Source organism: Haloplanus sp. GCM10025708, assembly GCF_042663985.1.
Lineage (GTDB): Archaea > Halobacteriota > Halobacteria > Halobacteriales > Haloferacaceae > Salinirarus > Salinirarus marinus.
The window spans coordinates 2449175-2470685 of record NZ_JBHSZA010000011.1; the positions used below are offsets into that span (position 1 = coordinate 2449175).

Genomic DNA, 21511 nt, shown 5'->3' on the forward strand with positions numbered 1-21511 from the left:
TCATTGATTCTAGTAACCGATCGTGTTCGTAGAACCAACTTCGCCTATCAGGGATACCGCTACTCGTCGGCAGAGTCGCCCGACATCTTCGCCGCAGCCTCACGATCCTTGAGAAGCTGCTCTTTGGACTGGCCAGTCGTTTCGACCAGTTCATCAACGGTTGGGATGTCTTTCAGGACCATTCTTTCACTCACAGATTTGCCGGTCGAACAATTATTTCGCACAGTCGTACGCAGGGGCCGCCTCTTCTTAGAGCCAGGCGAAGCCATCGAACAAATGGTTTCTCGTCGACGTAGTCTCCGACGCGGGCCGCGTATGACTCTCGCCGTGTCATTCGTTGTGGGTGGCAAGTAGTTCCTCAATAAGTTGGTACTGGTCGAGGAGATGGGTTATTGTTCGCCCGGATTCTGTGAGGCCGCGGTCTGTGTTCTGTATGACCGGTGTTGAATGGGCGACATCGTTCCGGAGATCCGTGATTGGGTCGAGTTGGCTGCTTGCTTGATGCCCGGCATCGAAGTCGAGTGCTTGTGATGCAGCGTCGCTGTTTCCGATGATAGTCACGAGTGTTGAGAATTGGGCGTAGTGAATCGGGTCAAGTGCGACGCCGGCGTCTTTCGCATCAGCGAGGCGTTCGTCGATGGCGTCCAATATGTCTGGGTGAAGCGGCGTGGTTTCGCGCCAATCTGGCACGTGTTTCTGGATTGTCTTTCGGAAGGCTTGTTCAAGTTGTGAGAGTTTGGTGTAGAGGTGTTGGTAGACTGGCTCGGTGTTGAGGTCTGCACGGGTGAGTATACCCGTGACTTGGTTTCGGTCCGCGAGATAGTAGAACGGGCGGTCATAGAGTGCTTCGAGAACTGTGTCGAGTGGGGAGTCGCTGGCGATGAGGACATCGACTGTGAGCGGTTCTGTAATCTCTGCGAGTGACGTGTCTGGCGAGGCTGTCTCTGCGGCGTCTCGTGTCACGTAGCCAATTGGGCGGCCATCCTCGAACACCGGTGCCGAGTCGTAGTCGCGTTCTGAAAGCCAGTCTGCTGCCGTCGGAACGTCGTCAGCCGGGCATATTTCTGGGTTTGCGGTAGCAATATTGTCCGCGGTGCAACCGTTGGTCATGGTTTGTCGTGTGAGGGGAGTGCTGTAATACCGACGTTAGATTTATTACTTTCAAAAATTAATAGGACTGTATAGATGCGTAACAAGCATCCATACCTCGTATATGATAGTATTCCATACGACGAGGCATCCGATCTGTTTCCCGTCTCTTCACTCCCGACCGATGCAGTTGTCCGTAATGCGAATGCTGAAGAACTGATTGAGGCAACGCCTGACGAGGCGATCGTCGCTGTCGCACCGGTGAGTATGGCAACAGGGTACGCACTGGCCCAAGAACCGCTCACCGCCGTGAAACTCTCTCAGCTATCTGGGACGGGGGCACTGCCAGTGCCGATGGGGGAATATGAGCTGTTGGTACGAGGCCGTCCACAAACGCGCCACAATCACTCACTTAGTGAATACGCCTGATATTCCCGGGATATGTATGATACAGGCGTGCTGTGAGTCTGGCTGCCCGAATGTGACTCTGCTATCGGCCCTTCTGTATTCTCATATCCTGCGCCGAAATACCCGGGTGTTCGATTCACTTTCCATAGAGAACTCTCCGTTTCGCTATCCAGTTAAACTTCATATGGAAACGGGCACTCGTTTATAATATCCTACTGGCGCAACTACGCTATTGCACCGGTATCCTCAGCGACGAATGTCCCTTCCCCGCAGACGGGGCATTGTTCGTCAACAAGTTCATCGATGGTCTTGACCGCGTTTGATCGACACTCCGGACACGCCTTCTCATCCCGGTCGAGATCTAAATCCACCTGCGCTTCGCAGTGGATACAGAAGCAGTAGGTATTGAACCCGGTGCGACGGTCGATCTCTTCCTGGGACGCGTCCTCGCCGATCACGTCTCGCGCTCGTCCCATCTCTCCAGGGTGTGGACAATGGATGCGTTCGCCGTCGTCAGCGATTGCGTACATATAGTATCCCCAGCCGGACGGCATCTCGAACTCACAGTCCGGGTTCGTACAATGGAACTCGAATATCTGGGGCATCGGGACGAGGTATACTGGGACGACAGTAATCAGTTTCCCTGACACGAGGCGACTTCGGTTAGACTTCGTTCTGTAGAACCGGACACCCGTCTCTATGTGGGATTACTATTTGATGTAGAGCGTCTTGATCCTCAACCCGCGTCTATTAGTGAGCTATATTCGGCTCTGTTGAAAGCCCCACGAACGGATAGAGGTGGCGTGGGAAATACAAGGATATATCCAGCACAGCCAACATCGGCGTGAGCTGCCAATCTCACTCTATCATCACTGCCCAACAATAATGCATCTATGAGAGAGATCAGCAAATATGCTGATTGACGCGCTTACTAGGGTGTTCGGGGCTAATCTTCCGATATTCGCCTTGCTGTTCGTTGGGATCGTGGTCGAGAAATACTACGTGTCCAGAGTAACGACATTCACGAACGTTCTCGCGTTGAATATGTCGTTTCTGGGCTTAGAGACAGCACCAAGATTCCTCGTTTGGTACGGTGACCTCGGATTGATTCTTGGAGTGTACGGGATGCTTGCGTATCTTGTAAATGCTGAGATCGGGAAGCTGTACCGTGTACCGGCGTTCACGATGTACGCGTCGCTCCCGGTCGCGGTCGTTATCCTCGCGGCACCAACGGATTGGTGGCTCGCGTTGCTCGTCGCAGGGACAGTGAACTTCGTCGGGGGAGTAGTGCTCGAATCAGAGCTCGGGATTGATGTCGCTCACTGGGGACCTGGCACGGCGAAGTAAGTCGGTTCATCGACACCAGGAAAATGGAATTCATCGATCCGTACGGAGTACATCAGCACGTGGATCTCGAACTCGGGAAATTCGAACGACGCTGACCGTCGCGTTCCAACCGGCGTCTACCCCACGATCCCTATGGCTAGTAGCACCTGAACAACCGCGAATAAGATTAGCAGCACCGAAGTGCCGAACATAGCTAACTGCAGCCGCTTCGGCTGCCGGATCGACGCGTCGTAATGCGAATTGTCCCACACGTGGAAACTGTACGCTGGGTCAGCTGATTTTGCACGTCCGGATTTTAATTCTCGGCGGTCGGAACCACTCTTTCCTGACGCCCCACCGGTAGCAATACCGAAAACCCCGTGGCCTTCGTACGCTAGAACTTTCCCACCGACAGTAACCGTCGTTTCCTCTCCACGGTCCAAGGGGCCGAACTCGACTTCGTTGGTATGCACTACTTGCATCGGGTTCGTTTCAATTGTCCATGTGAACGCGCTTTCTTCACTGAAATCGTATTTTGCGTCCTTGTTCCGGATGTGTACGTCGAATTCGGGTTTGTCGCTCGTATAGTAGACCGGGTCCGGTGCTTCGGCGGGTTCGACATAAAATTCTAACCCGTCAAACACGTCGATTGTTTGTGTTGCTGGCATACGAGCCGTGAGGAGAGCAATCGGGTTATATGTACTGTGGCCCGCTCGTTTTGTAGATCAGATGTCTGATAAAGTGATGAACGACCTTGACTCGGAATGGACCGTTGAGTGGGCGACGCCGAAGCCGCACGATGATGGGGTTCTCGATACCTTGGTTTTGAGCCGAGAGAAAGCCAGTGAGTATGGTGACGAGCTTGTCCAATCGTTGCGGGTCGACGGGGAGATACTCCGACGGTGGGGCCTTGATCCGAACGAACCGTTCGCTTGGATGGTTAAGGATGGTGAGATCGTCACGAAGCAGATTTCGCGGCAATTGTTTGAGCGAGTTGCGGAAAGCGAGCGGGATGGCGCGTACTATGCCCGCGAGACTCTGAAATATCGAGCGGAACGATGCCTTCGCCAGTCGTCTTCGTACAGGTAGAGGCGGATACCGAGTAGTTCACGGAACCCGGCTTCCTGGATTGAGAGTGTTTTGGCTCCGATCATTTGTTCCACTCTGAGGTGAACGGTTATCAGACCAAGTTGTGTAAGTGGTAACGAACATTATGGCGGAGCAGTTTGATCTCCCGCTGGGCGGCAGGTCTAAGACAACGGGACACGTTGAACTCTTCAGGAGCTACGGGCGGTTCGAAACGTACTTTGAGGACGCTGTCCGGATGCGTGTCGTCACGTACTGTGATTCACCGGAGTTCATCCTTGAACTGTTTGACCGCGTTGAGTCGCTTGAACAATTGGAAGTAGTCGCGGGTGACGTTGCGGATTATCGGGAGCGACTCATCGATAAACCAGAACTTGCAGATCGGCTTGAACAGCTCAAACGAGACGATAAGTTAGTGATCTATCTTTGCGAGACGAAAGAAGTACACAGCAAACTCTACCTGATCGAATACAGCGCTGAAAGTGACGACTCGGACGGGAGTGACGAGACTGATGCATCCCAGCAAACTTTCGAGTGGACCGATTCGGACTCGACTGCAAGTGGCGGTGGAACTGATATAGACGAGTCAGAGGATGCTGCGGAGACAGAGACGGTGCGGCCAGCGACGGCGATCGTTGGGTCCCCGAACTTGTCGAGTAACGCGTGGACGCGGCAGGCGAATACCGGGGTCGTATTCGAAACGGCGACGGACACATCGCTGTGGGGCGAGCTCGTCGATTTCTATGAAGAGCACCGGTCCTACAATAACGACGGCCCGTTTCTCGATGATCTTACGGAGCGGTTGGAACGGACATCTGATGACCGGGCAGAGGTGGTCTCGCTGTACACTGAGGGGAAGGTGAAGACCCGTGATGAAGTAGGCGAGCTTCACGGACGGCTTGATGAGCGGATTGAGTCAGAGGTGGATGAAGTCGATCTGGTACTGGGCGATGAGACGGAGCTGAGTGAGGGTGCTGAAGAGAAAGTCGACGAGCAGCAACACGAGTCAGATGACGGTGAGAGTGAGGGATCAGCAGAGGATTTAGATCCGGGTGACGAGAGTGAGACGCGAATCAACCTCTCATTGCTGGGGCATAGCGAGGATGCGATTGAGGCGTTGTCTCGAATGACTGATTACGACGCGTCTCTCTCCGGTGATTCACTGACGACGACGCCACAGGCGGTCCAGCAGTACAAGCGCGATGTCTATGAGGTGCCGACAATGCGTGTCCAGCGTGCACAAACAGGTGATAATGCTCCGGTTGAATTCGGGCGTGCACTGAGCTTCCATACTGATGGGCGGGTCTACCGGGTAGGACAGCCGCTGCCTGACGATCCAGATGTCGTTGATACCGCCCTGTCCGATTTAGAGGGGTATTTTGAGACGGTCGACAAGTACGGGAATTGCAACGATGAAGACGCCGTGAAAGCGCACATGACCGAGGCGTTGCTGTGGATGTTTTGGGCACCGTTTGCGAACCGTGATGCAGCATTCTACGATCAGTACGGGATTGACCTTGACAAGGCGCTTCCGAACCTCTACATCTACGGTGAGTCGGACGCCGGGAAAGGAACATTCGCACAGTTCGTGCTGTCGATGATTAGCGGGGGCGAGTCGTGAATCCGGTTGATGCCGACGAGGTCGGGAAGCGGAAAGTACGGGGAATGCGGTCTGCGAATACTGCGTTCCCTGTCGTCGTCGACGACATCACGAAAGATACCGTGAACCGGTTGGATACGTTCCGAAACTACTGGGGGAACTGGACGCCGGAAGCGAGCTTCCCGCTGTTCGCATTCATTAGTAACGACAAACGGCCGGATGAGTGGTTCCGAAATCGCTCGAAGATTTTGCATTTCAACGTGAATTTCGACACGAGCTACAAGGGTGAGGCCGAGGTCAACCGGCTGATCGAGCAGGATAATCCGCTGTTCCTCTGGTTCACCCACGAAATGCTGACCCGAGAGCTGACGCTTTCGAATGATGACGATGCGTTACGGACGGCACGTGCCGTGATGCTGGAGTTCTACGAGTATGCTGGTCGTGACGTACCGGAGTGGTTCCCACGACGCCCCGCCGAACAAGAGCATGATGCGGGTCGTGACCGCTGGTTCGATCTGCTCAAGCGAGAGGATATTACGACGGAAGACCAAGGCGATCGGCTTCGTGTATCGTTCCCTGAAGAGATGTCGACGGATACCTACACGTATGCGCGGGATCCGCCCACCGTTGCGCGTGTTGAACGCCGTGGACGCGATCTGCTGATCAAATCACCTGCCGAGTTCCTCGACTGGTTGGGAGAGCCGCCAGCTGGCGCTGAATTGGATGGACGGGTGAGTGAAGGAACAGGAGCGGAAACAAGTGAGTCAGAGAGTAGTGGCGGGGTGATTGGCCGCGTCCGAGGATTGTTCAGCTGATACTCCTACAATGACGGATTGCTCCCTCTTTGAGACGGTTATCGCTGTAGGTCGACGTTGAGAATCAGTTTCGCCTATATCTGGGGAAGAATTCGATTGTAGCGCCCTGAACTGTCGAACACGAGAAAGGTATTCACCGCGCGCGTTATCTCCATAGATACCTTCACGAGCGGTATGCCTACGATGGATTATGAGGCAGCGGTGAATCGAACATTAGCGTATATCGAGTCGGCCACCCACATCCACCCCGAAAATAAGCAGCTCATAGCCGAGTATCACCGGGATATGGTTCTTGCAGATATTAGTTCGGCGCAACAGCAGAAGGTGCTTGCCCATTTCAAGATCATCACAGATCACGTGGGGCAAACACGGTTCGTGGATCTGGACAAAGAGGCGATCGTTGATTTAGTCGCGTGGTTGTACACACGTGGAACGTCTTCCTCTACTGTCGTTGATTACAAGCAAGCGATCAAGCAGTTCTGGAAGTGGTTGAATGATGGAGAAGACCCTGAGGAGACGAAGTGGATTCGACGGGGCCCCGTAGAACAAAAACGGATTTTGCCCCAGAGTCTGCTCACTCCAGCAGATGTTCAAGCCCTATTGGAAGCGTGTCATAACGACCGTGATCGTGCATTTGTAGCCGTCTTATGGGAAACCGGAGCGCGGATCGGAGAACTCATCGACCTGAAGTTGGGCATATCGAACAGACGGGACTCGGAAAACAGATGGTTGTCTCGGGGAAAACCGGGTCGCGCCGACTCTTGCTCCTCGAATCTGAATCGTATCTTGAGTCATGGCTAACAGCACACCCGAACCAACGCCCTGACGCGCCACTCTGGTGTAAAATCGACACGAAGCAAGGGTCTCCAGATGAGACAATCAGTTACCAGTACATTCGTTTGCGGATTTTAGATCGTGCAGCGAACAAGCCGGGATTCAGAAACCGGTGAATCCGCATCACTTCAGACATAGCCGAGCGACGTACCTGGCGAATTACCTCACTGAAGCGCAGATGTGCGCGTGGTTCGGATGGGTTCCAGGCTCCCGAGTCCCAGGACGATATGTACACCTGTCTGGCCGGGATATTGACCAGGCGTATGTATCGATGCTTGAGAACCCTGGCTATACGCGTCTTCCAGAAGCAGACGGGTCAATAGCGCCGAGTGCTTGATGCGCTGTAGGCGTTTCCCCCGTCGGATCGTCACTCGTCCCAGAAGGCTTTGATTCGGTCATCGAGATCGGTAAGAACGGTTGCGAGTATATCTCGCCAGTCGTCGGGATAGTCGGCATCCTCTCCGGGTGTCGACGCATCTGGGGGTTGATGGAAGTGCTCGCGGGTGTTATGGTCATTGGGGTGCCGATCCCATCGGCACTCCCACTCGTTACCGGTCTGGTATTGCTCCGAATAATGGATGCTGAAGTCGTCGGTCTCGAACCAGCGGATTCGTAGATACGCACGGGTGACGCCGCCTGGAAAGTATCCGAGATCGTAGTCAGCGACGACTGCGTTCGGCGCGTATTCCGGTCGTGTCTGGATGTCGTCGAACCGATCACTACGGGCGAGGTGGGCAGCAATCCGATCGAGGATTTCTGCATCGATGGGGCCGCGACTGGGTGGGTCTGCCGTGTCCTCAGGCATCGACTGGACCGGGCTTGCTACCGGCGACTGGATTGTTTCCGCGTGCTTCGTCGAGGAGCGCGGCTCGCTGTTCGAGTGTCTCCCACTCGGAGAGCGCTTCCCAAGCTGCTTCGGTGGATAGATTCTGCTCCTGGGTGGCGTCGACGAGGGACACATCGTCCGGGTGCGTTGCATCGAACTGCGCTCTGTAGTCTTCGATCTGGGTGAGCGTGTCGTCGAGGGCGTCAACGATCTCCTGCTCGGAGTATTCCTCGCGGATCCGGTCGATGCGTCGCCACTGGAAGTACGCGTCGTTGCGTTCGTACCGGACTGGACGACCGTCGTGTCGCTGTACCATCCCCATCTCGTCGAACCACTCAGGTAGTCCCGGGCTGTCTCGGTGTCACAATCGGCACGATCGGCGATCGTCGAGACCTTCGTCGGCGTCCGCAGTCCGATGACAACGTCGAGGAGCCGCTCTCGGATTGATCCACCTTTGAGAAGCGAGTCAGGCGATTCTAATGCGTCGAGATCAGGCGGTGACTCCTCGCCGTCGTATGCATCACCGGGGATGTCTGTGAGATCCATGTGTGGGGGTCCGTTGCTGTAGCTACTTGCTCTGGCGATATATATCTATGGAACGCTGAATTATTTCTGCTTTAGCTGGGTTCACGACATCGCTGGATAGACCGTATCTCAAAACAAGCAAGATATTTATATATAGGTTTCGTGATTTGAGACAAGATGATCTCTGAACCGGAACTCACCGTCCTCTCATACCTCAGTACCGAGGGAGTGGATGGCGTGGTACAGCGGGAGTTAGCTGATGCGCTTGAGTGGGATCCGAGTCACACGTCTCGCGTGGTCTCGACCCTTGCCGAGCTCGGGCTGATTACCAGAGAGCAGCAACACGGTCGATACCGCGTTTCGTTGTCGAACGCTGAACCGGCTGAACGGTTTGCAGACCTCGCACGTGAATTCCCGCACGTCGATTTCGCTGGCCTGATTGCTGGGTCGACCATCCAACTCCTGTACCATTTGGATACTGAACGAACGGCTGCGGAACTCACGGATTGGACTGATGTGAGTCGTGCAACGGTCTACCGGCGACTCAAACAGTTACGAAACGTCGGTATTGTCACGAAACGCGATAGCCGATTTGCACTGACGAGTCAGTTCCAGGGATTGGCTGCGTTTGCACGGTCGCTGGTACGCCATATGCATCGACAGGAAGCACGCGACCACGCTACTGGTGTCCGTCTCATCTGGATGGATGTTGATGAGTACCTGTTCAGTTGCCGGACGGACGTGACTGCGTCACTCTTTCATCGGACTGGTCCGGATGCACTCGAACAATACGGAATCCCGCTGTTAACGCGGGAAGAGCAGTACTATTTCCGCTCCGAGGATCGAACCGAACTCACTCCGGAAGACCTTGTCTGTCACTTGCTCCTCATTGATGATGGCGCACGGTACAGATCATACTGTCTATTACTGATCACAGCCAGTGAGATTGGTGCAGAGGCACTCACGGAGACTGCAGCCCGGTACGATCGAGAATCCGACCTCAACCTCACTGAAACCGTTCAGGCGCTCTGTACGTACCTCGAAACCAGCGGTGATGTGGCTGGGGAGAAGCTTCCTGAATGGGACACGTTCAAATCGAACGCGGCTGATTACGACATATCTGTATGACGCCTCGCCCCCAGTTCGATGCCGCGTATATCGAGGCCGAACTGCAGGAACTTGGAGCGGCTCTGAACACCGAGGTTACAGCCTTTCTCATCGGTGGCGGGGCGATGGCGTTCCGAGGACTGAAGGACACGACCAAGGACATCGACTTGGTCGTCACGACCGAGGTGGAGTTCGACCGATTACTCGCCGCATTAGATAACCAGGGATACGAGGAAGTCTCAGACCTTGACGAAACGTACCAGCAGTTGGGGGCGAGGTTGTGTGTCGAGAACGACGATGGGTGTCGGATAGATGTGTTCAATCGGCAGGTTGCCAACAAACTCATCTTCAGCGATGGGATGCAACACCGGAGCGAGGACCATCTCTCATCTGGGCAGTTGTCCGTCCGGTTAACGGCGCTGGAAGACATCTTCCTATTCAAAGCAGTCGCAAAGCGCCCTGACGACATCGATGACATGAATACACTGGTACAAACGAATCTCGACTTCGACGCCATCGAGCATGAAACCGCAGCACAGATCGAGTTGCTGAATGGGAAGCAATTTACGACCCATATCCGTGAATCGCTGGATGAATTATACGACCAGTACGAGGTTCAAACACCGCTTGAAGAGGTCATTGATGAGTACTACGCGCAGTATATGGATGAGTTAGAAGTCAGACTCGTGTTGAGTGAAGACGAGCCGATGTCCGTTGAGGCGATTGCAGAGGAACGTGGCCTCGATCTGGATCACGTCGTCGAGCAGTTGGATCAACTCGAAGCCTACGGGTATGTCGAGCAGAGTGATTCAGGCTTTGTTGATACGGGCAAGCGAGATGCGTTCACCGAATGACGTTATGAATTGTCAGATGACCCTTTCTCTTGGTGGAGTTCTCTGAGATAGGCGATTGCGGCGACACCGACGTTGATCCCCCAGACGTAGTCATCCTCACCGAAGGCGGCCGTCCCGGCCATGCGGTGCGTGTAGCCGTCGACGAGGGTATGCCGGATACAGCTCGCCACGTCGTCCTCTCCGAATTGGGTGATGGCGTTGGAGATGTACTGGTCGAAATGAGCGTCTGGATGGTTGCGGGGCCGTGGATCAGCAGCTCGTTCGACCGCGAGGTCGATGACTGCGTCAATCGATGGATGCGATGTCTTTCCGGTGTTTTCTCGAACCTGGTATTCCCCGTCTGTACACATATGTCTACGTTGATTTCGTAGGTGAATCAGACTTTCAGTAGGTGGTCGTAGATTCGCTCAGTCGTTTGAATGCTTCCGTGGCGCAGTCGGTTCCGAACATCATAGAGCGTGTTCCCCTTTTCGTCGTTCATCATTCGATATGCCACGCTGTGTCGCAGAGCGTGTGGGGTTACGTCACTGGCGTCGCCCCGACTACCATCGACCTTGTAGGGTTGGACACCGGCCTCGTCAGCAACCTTGTGTAGCATATTCCGCACGCCTTGTTCGGAGATCCGATCCGCAGAACGGGACGGGAAGAGACCCGGTGAATCCTTCCACCGGGTATTGAGGTAAGCTGAAAGGAGTCTCGTGGTATCGTTTGAGAGGGTGAGTGTTACTGGTGGGGGCGAGTTCTCGTTCGGGTAGTCTTTCTGAATCTCCGTAGGAAGATAGAGCTCCTTATTTCCGTTCCGTAGCAGGCTCACGTCGACTTGAACGAGTTCCCCGACCCGCAGCCCAGTATCGTACATAAACGCGATGATGGCCTCGTTCCGTTGCTGTAGATATTCTGCTCCAGTCCGATAGGATGCCGAGCGGAGTGTCTCGACTTGGTCTGGTGTCATCCAGACTTTGGCCCGAACTTTGGAGTTTGCAGATTCACTCATTCTGGTAGCACCTCTTTATATACTGTTATGCGTCTCGACCACCTTAACTTTGGAGTCCATAAATAAACTCCAAAGTTCATATGACTGGTGTGAACTGAACGGTGTCTCCCACCCTTTACGAATGACTATTTCACCGGTCGACTGTGGAATTGACCGGCCGTCCATCCAGCGCAATCCGTAGCGCTTTGGACGATTCGGAATAGATAATCAGCACTCAATCTATCTGCTGGTGGCCTATCATTAGACCAATAAACTATACAAAACCCTTCTTCGAATATATATTGGTTATTTGATTAATCCCGTGTTGTCTACAAGAGAGAAAAATGAATAATTTGGGAGATAGCGCCCCTATTGTTGTTTATAATTCGATAATATAGGAGAATACAAAACTGATTTGGGTCGGCCTCTTCGGGCAGTTTTTGCATTTCTCTATATTATGAGTGACCACGTAAACACGTCATTCGGCCGGTTGCAATATATGACAGAATGTCCTAATGTATTCTTATTTTAACTTCCGCTAATCCATTCGTATTAAACTCTGAGCGTTCCTGATGATGACCCACTTTCTCTGCTACTGGACAGCCTGATGGTGAGGGTGCCATAGAGATCTTTCAACGGTTTGGGTTCAATAGTTCAGTCTGTACTAGGTGACTGATTTTTCTGCTTTGTTGAATCCGATGACGGCGTCGGGGTCACTGTTTGAGTGCTTGTTCGAGGTTGTAGACTGCGGCGGTCAACACGAGCTCGCGGAACTCGCGGTACCACGCGCGAGGGTGGACAGCGGGACCGAACCGACGCTTGATGGCCGAAAAGGCGGTCTCGGCCATCCAGCGTTGGCCGTATAACTCGCTGTCCAACCGTGCGTTGTGTGCATGATCGTACGCAGCAAACAGCCGGTGACGCAGCAAGGGCCGGACGCCCTTTGATCGGAGGGCGTCCCGGAGAGATTGGTCGTCATAGCCTTTGTCGCCGGCGAGACTCTCTATTTTCCCGGTGTTGCGAAGGGCGACTCGACGGCCAGTTTGTGTGTCGTGAGGCCAGTGTGCCGAGCAGTGAATATCGAGGATGGTACACGAGTCTGTATCAACGAGCGCCGTCGTTTTGAGCGTGCGTATGTGGCGATCCGAGCGGTGTTGGTAGTGTCTCGATGCCGTTTCGCGGTCGAAGAACGTGGCATCGATGGCACCGTGCGAGCCCGGATCGCAGATGTTCGCGGACTCACGAAGGAAGCCGCGCCACACCGACATGGGCACCCTCTCGAACGACCGGTACAGCGTTGAGGGTGCGGGAAATGCCGTCCGAGCGAGCTGTAACAGACCACGAACGCGATCCATCTCACTCGCCCAATCCACAATCTCGCGGTACGTCGCGTCCATGTGAACCCGCAAAAAGTGGAGCATCACATGCTTCCAGCCGGGAAATCCGTGGCCAGTCGGATCACTCACCGCCGTTGGACTGGCGGCACAGCGCTTTTGAGCCAGCGACGCGGCTTGCTTAACGAAGCGGAAGAGGAGTTTGGACACATTCGACTCTTCCGCTTCGCTTCCGCCTTCAGAGCGACGCAATCACGCCGCCTTCTGCGGATTCAACAGAGCAGATTTTTCCATTCATCAGGCACATCAAACCAGTGGCCTGTAATGTCGCATCTATGGAACTCCATTCCTTCCTCGGTGACCTCAATTGCGCCGATGCTTCGTAGCAGCCGGAACATATTGGCATTCGGATTATTGACGTTGAACCGTGCATCCGAATTGGCGATGTCGTCCAGCCACGCTTCAACGAATGCAGATCCGATACCCTGTCCACGGAACTCCGGTAAGATGTATAACTGCCCGAGTTCCGGTTGGTCGCTATCGTAGTTCCATGTGATGTAGCCGATACAGTATTCCCCATTGAAACACAAATGTGCGTTTGTCTCCCCAGGGACGTAGGCGTGAAAGCTGGAATCGTTCGCCTTCGCTTCGGCATTCAGGACTTTCGTTGCAAATTCCTCTCGTGCAGTTCGGGGGCGCGTCATCCACACCCCGTCGGTGACATCTGTTCCTGGATCATCCGGCAGCTGGCCAGTCAACACCCAGTCTGTTTGTAATAATTGCTCTGGTGGCTGTGGCCCGTTGTCGGTTTCGATGGCGATGTTTTTCGTACAGTGGTGGCAATGATACGCGTCCCACTCGCCAATGGTGCATCGATGTTCTTGGATAAACGAGATTACTTCCCCGCAATCTGCACACTCTACCGCTGAGCACGTTTCCGAACGATGATCGGTGGCATAGAACGCGGCGTCACAGGCATCGCACGTCACATCGCCGACCGTTTGCGCAAAGACGGTTTCGCCACAGTTTGAGCAGGTGACGGCAGCATCCTGAACAGTTGTCGGTTCGCCAGAGCCCCAGCGCGTCGCTCCTTCCAGTATAGTCATCATTCTAGAGGCCTGCGGGACCGGCGGTAAACCTTCCGCCCACACGGTTTCTAACGCCAGATCGCGGTGTTGAGTAGTTCCTAACCTGGTAACAAGATCCGGTCGTTCTGTTCCCACTTCTGTGCGGTCATTCTGAGTTTGATCTACGGAGACAAGTCTGTCGGGGTTTTGTTGGGAGTAGATTCCCGGTGACGTTACTCAGGAAAAGGAAATCAGAGGAACTCTTCCAACGAGTGGTCCCCATCGCTTTCTTCCGTCTCCAGCTCTTCAGATCCGACCTCTATAGTGTCTGCTGCTAAGGTTCGGTCAAGAGTATCAATTCGATTTTCCAGCTCGTTCATCTTGCTGAGTACTTTTTCGAAGTCAGACTGATGGTCAGTCTCGATGTCGAGCACTCCTTTCTGGGCCAGGTGTCGTTCGATAACGTCATCGAAGTAGGGGTCCAGATACTCTTCTTTCATATAATCTGGATCTTCCCACCCGCCGAGTGCTGCGATGAATTCGATATTGATCCCCTTTCTGTAGAAAAGGTTGGTTGCAAAGTATCGCCGGAAGTCATGGAACGTCACTTCGAGGAAATCATCATCACCGGTTTTGTTGGCTGCCAGTTCCCGTGCATCCACCATATCGTTTTGAAGAGTTCCTTTGGAGTTCGGATAGAGAGGAGATGACGGTCTAATGTTTTTCCGTTTGCTGTACCGTTCGATGTCCCCACGTAATGAGTTGGGGACCCAGGGTTTCCGTGGCTTCTTGCTATTTTCTTTCCGTGTTTCCTTTCCCCATACGCGCATAAAGAAAATCTCTACACCGGGGCTTCGGGATTTCTGAATCTTATCAAGCGTTACCTCAAGAACCTCTTTCTTTCTCAGGGAGCATTCTCCACCTAGTCGAAAGGCGATCTCCGCTCGATCACGGGATGCGCATTCGATGATTGTCTCATATTCATGCGGCTCCATAAAGACTCGATAGCCGTCTGAGTTGGAGTGGGGGGCCAACCTCATCTTTACTGAACCTCTTCCAACTCTTTGATTCGCTCCAAATCTTTCGTGATGGACTCTACTGATGCATCCTCTCCGTATTCGACGAATGCCGCTATCGCTAACGCCCGAACGAAATCGTTGTTACTGTGTTTGATCAACCGTTCGAGTTGTTCTTTGTTTTCTCGTACGTATTCACCCGGTGAGAGGCTGCTGTCCTCGTATTCGGTCATACTCTAATTAGGAGAGGTGTAGTATTCTGAGTTATCAGAAAGAAGTGACTTCACCAAAGTAATGTATTTATGTTTGAGATAAAAACACGACAGAGAACCTCTCTAACCACAGAATATGCCCCGGTGAATTTATGATATTCCCAAGTATTTCTAGGCCGTACAGGATCGTCTTTGGACTCACCAATCCCACATCTGGCTAGCTTATTTACGTATAGACTTGATAAATTGAATTATAATGGACAATAGTGGGTTCGAGAAAGTAATGGAGTACAAATACGCACAGGTCGTGCTGAAAGTATTGCTGAATGCAGAAGATCACAGTTGCGCGTTTAATCAACTACGAGACGAAGTCAATGCGATCACTGCAGATGACTCATACGGTGCCGAGGAAATAATTGAAGGCGGAGAGTATTCTACTGCATCCTTGAGTTCGCTACTTTCAGCAGCAGAAGATGCAGGCATCGTTAATCACAAGCTCGATAATGAGGGAAATAAACGATGGGAACTGTGTACTTCATCGCTGTCTCAATTTCAGAAAAATAGAATCCGAGACAGAAACAGTCCAGATGTATCACATGCCGATACAGCAAATGTTGACCATTACGTGCCAAATACCGATTCTAAGTCCTCATAATGTCCATTACCTGGCGAATGACTCGTATATTGATGCTTTTTATCACTGAAAGATGACACGGCGACCCGTGTGTTTTTAAATGTTTTGTTGCTGAAGTGATTTCACTCACGAATTGGGAATTATCCCCCGGGTCGAATGATAGGGTGCGTTATGACAGAACCGAATGACGACCAGGGGACTATGGTCCGCTGGGAAGACCACATCGCACCGATCCTCGAACATCCGGACATCCACATCCGGAATAAAGCGCTCGTAGCAGTCGCGTGGGAGTCGCACGCACGACCATCTGAGCTTCACCGGCTCACCTTCGGTGACGTGGAAGACAGAGGCGACCACGTTGCCATATTGATTACTCGTCGAGATGGTCAGAAACGATTACTCACTCTCGACGAATCGATGCCGTACTTCAAACAGTGGGTACAAGCAGAACATCCAGTAACTGAATGGCTTGCTCCGGATGCCGACCCACTAGAGGATGCTTCCTCGGAGATGCCAATCTGGACACAAATCGATTCAAACAAACGTATTCCCTATATGATGTTATATGACATTACGAATCGTGCCTGTGAACGCTCTGATGTCCCGACAAAGTTCACGTTGCATGATATTCGTCGATCACGAGCGAAACTGCTGATCGCCCAATCGGGTCTGAGAGCTCACCGCCTTCGGGAGCTATTCGGATGGGGACCCCAGGTGCCAAAGGAGCTCATAGAAACAGCCGAAGATGGTGACCTCGATGAAGACAGTAGACCCCAACTCTGTATCAGGTGTCCAAATTGTGGAGTATGGACTCTACGAAACCGACCCTGTATCTGGTGTGGGCTTAGTCGCTGATAAGCCGTTTTCTGCAGCGAACTGGCGAACCAAGTTTCAGTTTCTCTATATTTCGATGCCTAACAGCAAGCAGTAGTCAATCGCGTTCCGGACCAGAGTGATCGTTGTCGATTACTCAGTCGCTTCTACAACAGGGCCAATTTCTCCAAGACCCTCGAATCACAAGCATCTGTGATAGAGTAGATGATTAACATCCCTTCTGCAGTCCTGAAGTCCTTGCAAGGTAGCTAACCGGTTGAAGCACTCAAATATACCATTTATATAATAGCTATGGCCAAAATTAAGCTGACTGCCTTAGTTCCCAACAGAAAGTACGGAAATTCCGATGACTCGTGAACACGTACAGGCTAATGAACAGACGAGCGAGACTGACCAAGAGATCGATGAAAAACCGGAGATGGTTCCGTCAGCACAGCAACTGCGTGACCATCAACCCGATGCCTACACGACTGGATATGATCCCTTTGGGGAAACACGAGTCGGAATCGGCACAGCCAACGGAGACATTGAACGACTCGTCAGACTGAACGAGGGTCGACACCACAGTGATGGAGACCACAGTGCGCGTGAAGCCGCACGTGATAAGAAACGCATCACCGAATCACTCAGTTCAACCCTTGATGTTCCAACCTATCAGAAACGTCGGGCTGTCTCTGCGATGAGCCAGATGAATCTCGACCGCTTCGGCCAGCAGAAGCAGATTGAGAAAGTGGCCCTCTGTACAATCGGGATCGTCGTTGATCGTGAGCGTAGGCGCTACTTCTTGCAAGGAAACGACCCAACCGAAGTCGATCTCTCCGAGGTGGGCCAGCAGGAGTTTCCGAAAAGATTCAGCCAGGAGAAAGACTTCCAAGACCTTTGCACACAGTATGGGGTCTCCGGTGACGACCACTACAGTGTGACCCAACTTGTGAAAGCGGAACTCAAGCGAATCGGGTATTTCGAACGGGAGAACCAGCCCCTTCGGTAGTTCTCATATGATTGCTCGACCTGTCCTTTTCGAGGGGGTGTTGGTATTTCTTTAAGTATTTCTTGCGACAATATGCGTGATTGAGGCGGTTCGGTCAGAGTGGTTCCCCGATAGGGAAGTCTCTGGCCGGCCTTTATCGCGGCCGAAATGGCCAACCCCTTTGAAGCCTTACGGCTTCAAGAAATTCACCTGTTGAGTCTACCACTTAACACGGTTGAATACGCCCGCACGAAAGTCCTGTTCAAGGGGTTCGGCGAGTCAGCAACTATCCGCGAATTGTACTTGTGAACACGCGCGCCTGATTCCCGCGCGATGTACCCCCTAAGTGTTCAACGGTCGATACTCAGCACCGTCCTCATCCCGAAGAGCCGTGACTAACCTGACGACCAACAGTCGTCGATAGCGATTGTTCTCTCCGACTTTAGTCTTCACGCCCAGTGGCGACGCTGTCCAGCGATCCCGCGATAACTGGCTGAGTACCCCCGTTGAAGCACAGGGAATCTTCATCCACCGATGTTTGACCCAAACCACTACGTACACGACCAGTCGTACGTACCGCCTATCAATCGCCCGCACGCCATCGACCAGTGGAACGACCGTACGCCCGCTGAACTCCCGCTTGTGGAAGCCTGGAAGTCGGCTGTCCCGGTACATGCTCCCGAGTGCGACGCCGATAGCACACGTCTGTATGTCCCTTACGATGCGCTCCTCGTTGAACGAGCAGGAGTCCTTCGAACCGTGCTGCACAATGACGGCCGTATCGATCTGAACGGCCTCTCGACCTGTCCGAGCTGTGAGGGACTCTACGACCCGCTCCGTTCGAGCGGCACCTGCCGATGGTGCGACGCACCGCTCCCGACTCGACAAACAACAGGTGGGGTGACGCTGGTCAGAGGTGGAGAGCGATGAGTGGGCCCCCGTTCGTAGAACTTGGTGACCTCGACGGCACGAACGGTTGGGTGACGACGAAAGGGTTCGTCAACTGGTTCGAAGATGTCGCGTCCCATCAGCCGTACCAGCGTGTGAGGCTTAGTGACGATACAACACGGGAACCAGTAGTCTGCACGGTCTGGACTGCAGACATTGAGCTTGAGAAGGGTGTCGGCTACTACTTCGGTGGGATTGACGAGACCTACGAGAAGCGCGAGGAGATCCAACTCAAACTGGTCGAGAAGTCTTGGGCGAACGAGTTTTGGCGGCCAGAGTAAGCGACCAACATCAACTAGACACTATGCATCACGACAATACGGATGCGAACGGCTGGGGATACCGAGGCGGCGACGGACACATCATCGGTGAGTCGATGCCCGGAACGTTCGGGGATGCAGAACGGGCCTTGCACGACCGACAGGGGCAGACACCTGTCGTGAACGAAGATGTCGAGGTTCCGGGAACCGAGATGGAAAGAGGAACTGAGTCGGTCGACACCGGTGATGTTGAGGTGGGGGACCTCGTAAAGCGACTGAAAGAGTAGATCGACTTAGCTTCCCTCAGTTGCTTCGACGAATTGTCTGGCAGTATCGATGACCTGTGCATCTCCACCTAAGGACTCTATCAGGGGCTCAAGCTCCTCTACCGCCTCTAACAGCTCGGGGTTCTCTTTGGCGATTCGGAGTAACTCCCGGCGTTGCTCGGATTCTTCCTTTTCGAGTTCCTCTACGGCCTCGGGTTCCATCGCTTGGTGGCACCAGACGCAGAACGGCTCATCGCGGGGAGTCTCCTTGTCGCACCGGGGGCAGGTGATCGGTGTCCGGTCTTCCGTCTTTTCCGTCTCGACATCAAGCCCTTGGAGCTCCGCGTACTGGTTGTTCTCGTTTTCGGGGCCGAACTCTGCGATGTATCGTCGCGCGTGATCGGAAGTCGGCTTTCGGCCTTGGCGATCGTTGATGAATGACTCGTTCGCTCCTTGCTTGGCGAGCCAATACGTATTCGACTTCCTGAAGTTCGTTGGCGTGACAGGTTTGTCGATGTCTGCCCGTCGTCCCGCTTCTTTGAACCGTTCGAGGAAGGTCTGATAACTCGCGTTATCGTACGGATCGTTGAGGTTGCACCAGAGGTAGGCTTCGTCGTCATCTGGAGCAGGATGATCGTTGAGCCACTGTTGCAGGTAGGGGACGCTGTTGATTAGGGTAACCGAGTGTTCCCCTTGTTTCCCGTCGAGACTGATTTGTATCCCATGGTCTGCATCGGTCACTTGCCCAATCCGGACCCCGTGCATCTCTTCCCCTCTGGGGCCGAGTTCGTGGGAAACCGTTATGAGTGCCTTGTCCCGCGAGTTCTCTGTGCCCTCAATAGACATCCCCTTTGCTTCATCCCAGTCAAGCATATCCGATCGACTGGGTGAGGGATCGTACGAACTGCTCGTGCCTGTCGGGACCCACGCTAACGAGTCCGGCACCTCGTCGTCGGCCATCTTGAGGGTTCGCTTCCCGAAGATTCGTAGTGCGACACGGTAATCTTGATTCGTCTCTTCGCTGTATTCCGGAACACCTCGTTCTCTATTGATCCACACGACGACTTCTTCGGCAGCGTCTCGACTTTCTAATGCGTCCGCCAGTCCACCCACTTGTTCTGCCATGATGACGCAGTGGCGGAGAAGTTTGAGATGCCGGTAATCGGTGTACTTCGAACTGAGCAGGTCGAGCTGTCGACTGAATTCGAGAAGCACTTCTGCGTCGTCCTCTGAGATCGATGGTGCGTTCTCGTCATCAGGCTCCTCGTCGGACAGACCTGATCGTTTCTTGACTCGTTCTTGTAGGTTCTCGATTTGATCTCTTGTCCCCATCTGTGTTTATATAGTATATACGCAGGGCTTTAGGGCTTAGCCTTAAAGCCGGCCCTTGGCTCTTCTCACACTTCGCGTCGAAGGCGACTATCCGGTAGTTCTGCCGTTATGGTCACTGCGAGTCCTGGGTACGTCCACAGCGATCATCGAGCTCGTCCAGCGCGCGCTCGAACGCTTCCCTGTTGCCACCGTGTTCTACTATCCGCTTCTCCAGAACGGCAACGTATCGCTCACAGTCTTCGTCCGAAATGTCTGCGGCGAGAACGCACTCGACGTATCCGTCGAGGGCTGACCGTAGCGCCTCCGCGTAGTGGTCGTACGCGCCGTCGACGCGGCCTACGTTCTCGTCGATGGTCTCGAACAGCGCGCGGTAGACGGTCGCGGCGGCGAGATACCGTTCACGGTCGCGGTGCCGTTCGGCGAGGTCGAAAAAGTGCGAGAAGTCGATGGCACTGGTGACGCCCGGGTAGTCATGCGCGTGCTTCTCGAACAGCGACTCGATCTCGTCGCGGTAGTCTTCGACGGATTCGCGCCACTCGCCGAATTGCACGAGGAATCGTTCGCGGAGTCGTGAGTCCTCGACGAGCGCGTCGCGCACGAACGCGCACAGATCCTCGGAGGAGATGTCTTCGAGCACGGCGTCGACGCGTTCGCTCTCATCCTCGGGTGGATCGTGGACGACGTCCAGGAGAACCGCGACGACGTGCTTGCATTTGCCCCGCCCCGCGTAGGGACACGTACACTGTGTCTCGACTTGATCCCCAGCTAATTCGACCGTTACGTCGTATAGTTCTGATCCCTGAACCTCGGCCGTGAGAGCGTCTTCGAACCGTTCTAGTCGCTGGATGCGGTCTCTGTCGCGATACGCCCGGGCGCGCTCGAACACTGCGTCGGTACAGGTGTCACGAATACTCGGTTCGTCGAGGTTCATGTACTATGGCGCTGCGGTTCGGTCGTTCGCCGTCCTCTCTAACTGCTCTTTCGGCTCGGAGTTCGTCGACACTCTCCAGCCGCTTCGGCTCCCCGCCCGAGCGAGAGGACACTGAGTACATACCGGTCGACGGCAATCTCCAACTCGTCGTCCGGTTCGTTACTGGTAGACCCAGCGTACGCATACGGCGGATTTACGGGCGTGAATCTCTCGCAAGCCGTGTCATTCCTCGATTGCGCGGCGGGCTCGAAACCTTTTCTGCGG

The 21511-nt window shown here is 53.8% G+C and carries 25 protein-coding genes and 1 pseudogene; 12 read left to right on the forward strand and 14 right to left on the reverse strand.

The features are described from left to right. Window positions 1–59 precede the first annotated feature (59 nt). From ACFQJD_RS16785 to ACFQJD_RS16795, 3 genes are all read right to left on the reverse strand, one after another. Window positions 60–182, reverse strand: a complete 123-nt coding sequence (locus ACFQJD_RS16785; protein WP_255470481.1) for a hypothetical protein — start codon at window positions 180–182, stop codon at window positions 60–62. Window positions 183–330: 148 nt separating this feature from the next. Next, a complete protein-coding gene (locus ACFQJD_RS16790) occupies window positions 331–1110 on the reverse strand; it encodes a CBS domain-containing protein (RefSeq protein ID WP_379799746.1) in 780 nt (259 codons plus the stop codon). Window positions 1111–1721: 611 nt separating this feature from the next. Beyond that, window positions 1722–2147 (reverse strand): hypothetical protein, encoded by a 426-nt coding sequence (locus tag ACFQJD_RS16795; RefSeq protein ID WP_238987657.1) that lies wholly within the window; start codon window positions 2145–2147, stop codon window positions 1722–1724. A 262-nt stretch (window positions 2148–2409) separates the two neighbouring features. Here ACFQJD_RS16795 and ACFQJD_RS16800 point away from each other — a divergent pair, with 262 nt between their 5' ends. Next, window positions 2410–2844 (forward strand): hypothetical protein, encoded by a 435-nt coding sequence (locus ACFQJD_RS16800; protein ID WP_379799748.1) that lies wholly within the window; start codon window positions 2410–2412, stop codon window positions 2842–2844. Between the two features lie 116 nt (window positions 2845–2960). Here ACFQJD_RS16800 and ACFQJD_RS16805 read toward each other — a convergent pair whose 3' ends face one another. Beyond that, window positions 2961–3491: a hypothetical protein gene (locus ACFQJD_RS16805; RefSeq protein ID WP_122105602.1), complete on the reverse strand. Its 531-nt coding sequence runs from the start codon at window positions 3489–3491 to the stop codon at window positions 2961–2963. Between the two features lie 76 nt (window positions 3492–3567). Here ACFQJD_RS16805 and ACFQJD_RS16810 point away from each other — a divergent pair, with 76 nt between their 5' ends. The 4 genes from ACFQJD_RS16810 to ACFQJD_RS16825 all read left to right on the forward strand — a co-directional run bounded on the left by ACFQJD_RS16810 (window position 3568) and on the right by ACFQJD_RS16825 (window position 7125). Further along, on the forward strand, window positions 3568–3912 hold the full coding sequence (locus ACFQJD_RS16810) for a hypothetical protein (protein ID WP_122105603.1): 345 nt from the start codon (window positions 3568–3570) through the stop codon (window positions 3910–3912). Window positions 3913–4021: 109 nt separating this feature from the next. Beyond that, entirely contained in the window at window positions 4022–5530 is a 1509-nt protein-coding gene (locus ACFQJD_RS16815) for a hypothetical protein (RefSeq protein ID WP_379799750.1), read from the forward strand. Next, window positions 5527–6324: a hypothetical protein gene (locus ACFQJD_RS16820; protein WP_379799752.1), complete on the forward strand. Its 798-nt coding sequence runs from the start codon at window positions 5527–5529 to the stop codon at window positions 6322–6324. Before ACFQJD_RS16815 ends, ACFQJD_RS16820 begins: the two co-directional genes overlap by 4 nt. A gap of 174 nt (window positions 6325–6498) precedes the next feature. Then, window positions 6499–7125, forward strand: a complete 627-nt coding sequence (locus tag ACFQJD_RS16825; RefSeq protein WP_379799754.1) for a tyrosine-type recombinase/integrase — start codon at window positions 6499–6501, stop codon at window positions 7123–7125. Window positions 7126–7525: 400 nt separating this feature from the next. Here ACFQJD_RS16825 and ACFQJD_RS16830 read toward each other — a convergent pair whose 3' ends face one another. Continuing rightward, complete coding sequence (locus ACFQJD_RS16830; protein WP_004594159.1) at window positions 7526–7963, reverse strand: hypothetical protein; 438 nt, start codon at window positions 7961–7963, stop codon at window positions 7526–7528. Next, window positions 7956–8530: pseudogene (locus ACFQJD_RS16835) on the reverse strand (hypothetical protein). Before ACFQJD_RS16835 ends, ACFQJD_RS16830 begins: the two are co-directional and overlap by 8 nt. 156 nt (window positions 8531–8686) lie before the next feature. Between ACFQJD_RS16835 and ACFQJD_RS16840 the strand changes: the two are divergent. Then, window positions 8687–9637: a helix-turn-helix transcriptional regulator gene (locus tag ACFQJD_RS16840; RefSeq protein ID WP_122105606.1), complete on the forward strand. Its 951-nt coding sequence runs from the start codon at window positions 8687–8689 to the stop codon at window positions 9635–9637. Beyond that, on the forward strand, window positions 9634–10470 hold the full coding sequence (locus tag ACFQJD_RS16845) for a DUF6036 family nucleotidyltransferase (RefSeq protein WP_122105607.1): 837 nt from the start codon (window positions 9634–9636) through the stop codon (window positions 10468–10470). Before ACFQJD_RS16840 ends, ACFQJD_RS16845 begins: the two co-directional genes overlap by 4 nt. A gap of 2 nt (window positions 10471–10472) precedes the next feature. Here the strand turns inward: ACFQJD_RS16845 and ACFQJD_RS16850 are convergent, their stop codons facing one another. From ACFQJD_RS16850 to ACFQJD_RS16875, 6 genes are all read right to left on the reverse strand, one after another. Next, window positions 10473–10820, reverse strand: a complete 348-nt coding sequence (locus tag ACFQJD_RS16850) for a hypothetical protein (protein ID WP_122105608.1) — start codon at window positions 10818–10820, stop codon at window positions 10473–10475. 26 nt (window positions 10821–10846) lie between these two features. Continuing rightward, window positions 10847–11464: a tyrosine-type recombinase/integrase gene (locus tag ACFQJD_RS16855; protein WP_122105609.1), complete on the reverse strand. Its 618-nt coding sequence runs from the start codon at window positions 11462–11464 to the stop codon at window positions 10847–10849. Between the two features lie 692 nt (window positions 11465–12156). Continuing rightward, on the reverse strand, window positions 12157–12987 hold the full coding sequence (locus tag ACFQJD_RS16860) for an IS5 family transposase (protein ID WP_379799756.1): 831 nt from the start codon (window positions 12985–12987) through the stop codon (window positions 12157–12159). A 62-nt stretch (window positions 12988–13049) separates the two neighbouring features. Next, complete coding sequence (locus ACFQJD_RS16865; RefSeq protein WP_379799758.1) at window positions 13050–13883, reverse strand: GNAT family N-acetyltransferase; 834 nt, start codon at window positions 13881–13883, stop codon at window positions 13050–13052. Window positions 13884–14095: 212 nt separating this feature from the next. After that, complete coding sequence (locus tag ACFQJD_RS16870; protein ID WP_080509722.1) at window positions 14096–14884, reverse strand: site-specific integrase; 789 nt, start codon at window positions 14882–14884, stop codon at window positions 14096–14098. A gap of 2 nt (window positions 14885–14886) precedes the next feature. Beyond that, complete coding sequence (locus ACFQJD_RS16875; protein WP_004594151.1) at window positions 14887–15093, reverse strand: hypothetical protein; 207 nt, start codon at window positions 15091–15093, stop codon at window positions 14887–14889. A gap of 262 nt (window positions 15094–15355) precedes the next feature. On the opposite strand from ACFQJD_RS16875, the gene ACFQJD_RS16880 reads away from it, so the two are divergent. From ACFQJD_RS16880 to ACFQJD_RS16900, 5 genes are all read left to right on the forward strand, one after another. Beyond that, the gene (locus ACFQJD_RS16880) at window positions 15356–15727 is read left to right on the forward strand and encodes a hypothetical protein (protein WP_136516503.1); all 372 of its coding nucleotides are present in this window, start codon (window positions 15356–15358) and stop codon (window positions 15725–15727) included. Between the two features lie 180 nt (window positions 15728–15907). Continuing rightward, the gene (locus tag ACFQJD_RS16885) at window positions 15908–16561 is read left to right on the forward strand and encodes a site-specific integrase (RefSeq protein WP_162498061.1); all 654 of its coding nucleotides are present in this window, start codon (window positions 15908–15910) and stop codon (window positions 16559–16561) included. 325 nt (window positions 16562–16886) lie between these two features. Continuing rightward, a complete protein-coding gene (locus ACFQJD_RS16890) occupies window positions 16887–17531 on the forward strand; it encodes a DNA-directed RNA polymerase subunit epsilon (protein WP_122105613.1) in 645 nt (214 codons plus the stop codon). A gap of 836 nt (window positions 17532–18367) precedes the next feature. Beyond that, a complete protein-coding gene (locus ACFQJD_RS16895) occupies window positions 18368–18739 on the forward strand; it encodes a hypothetical protein (protein WP_379799760.1) in 372 nt (123 codons plus the stop codon). 23 nt (window positions 18740–18762) lie between these two features. After that, a complete protein-coding gene (locus ACFQJD_RS16900; RefSeq protein WP_122105615.1) occupies window positions 18763–19005 on the forward strand; it encodes a hypothetical protein in 243 nt (80 codons plus the stop codon). A 6-nt stretch (window positions 19006–19011) separates the two neighbouring features. Here the strand turns inward: ACFQJD_RS16900 and ACFQJD_RS16905 are convergent, their stop codons facing one another. Together ACFQJD_RS16905 and ACFQJD_RS16910 are read right to left on the reverse strand one after the other, a co-directional pair. Next, entirely contained in the window at window positions 19012–20316 is a 1305-nt protein-coding gene (locus ACFQJD_RS16905) for a tyrosine-type recombinase/integrase (RefSeq protein WP_122105616.1), read from the reverse strand. 112 nt (window positions 20317–20428) lie between these two features. Next, window positions 20429–21247, reverse strand: coding sequence for an SWIM zinc finger family protein (locus ACFQJD_RS16910; protein ID WP_379799762.1), 819 nt, complete (start codon window positions 21245–21247; stop codon window positions 20429–20431). Window positions 21248–21511 lie beyond the last annotated feature (264 nt).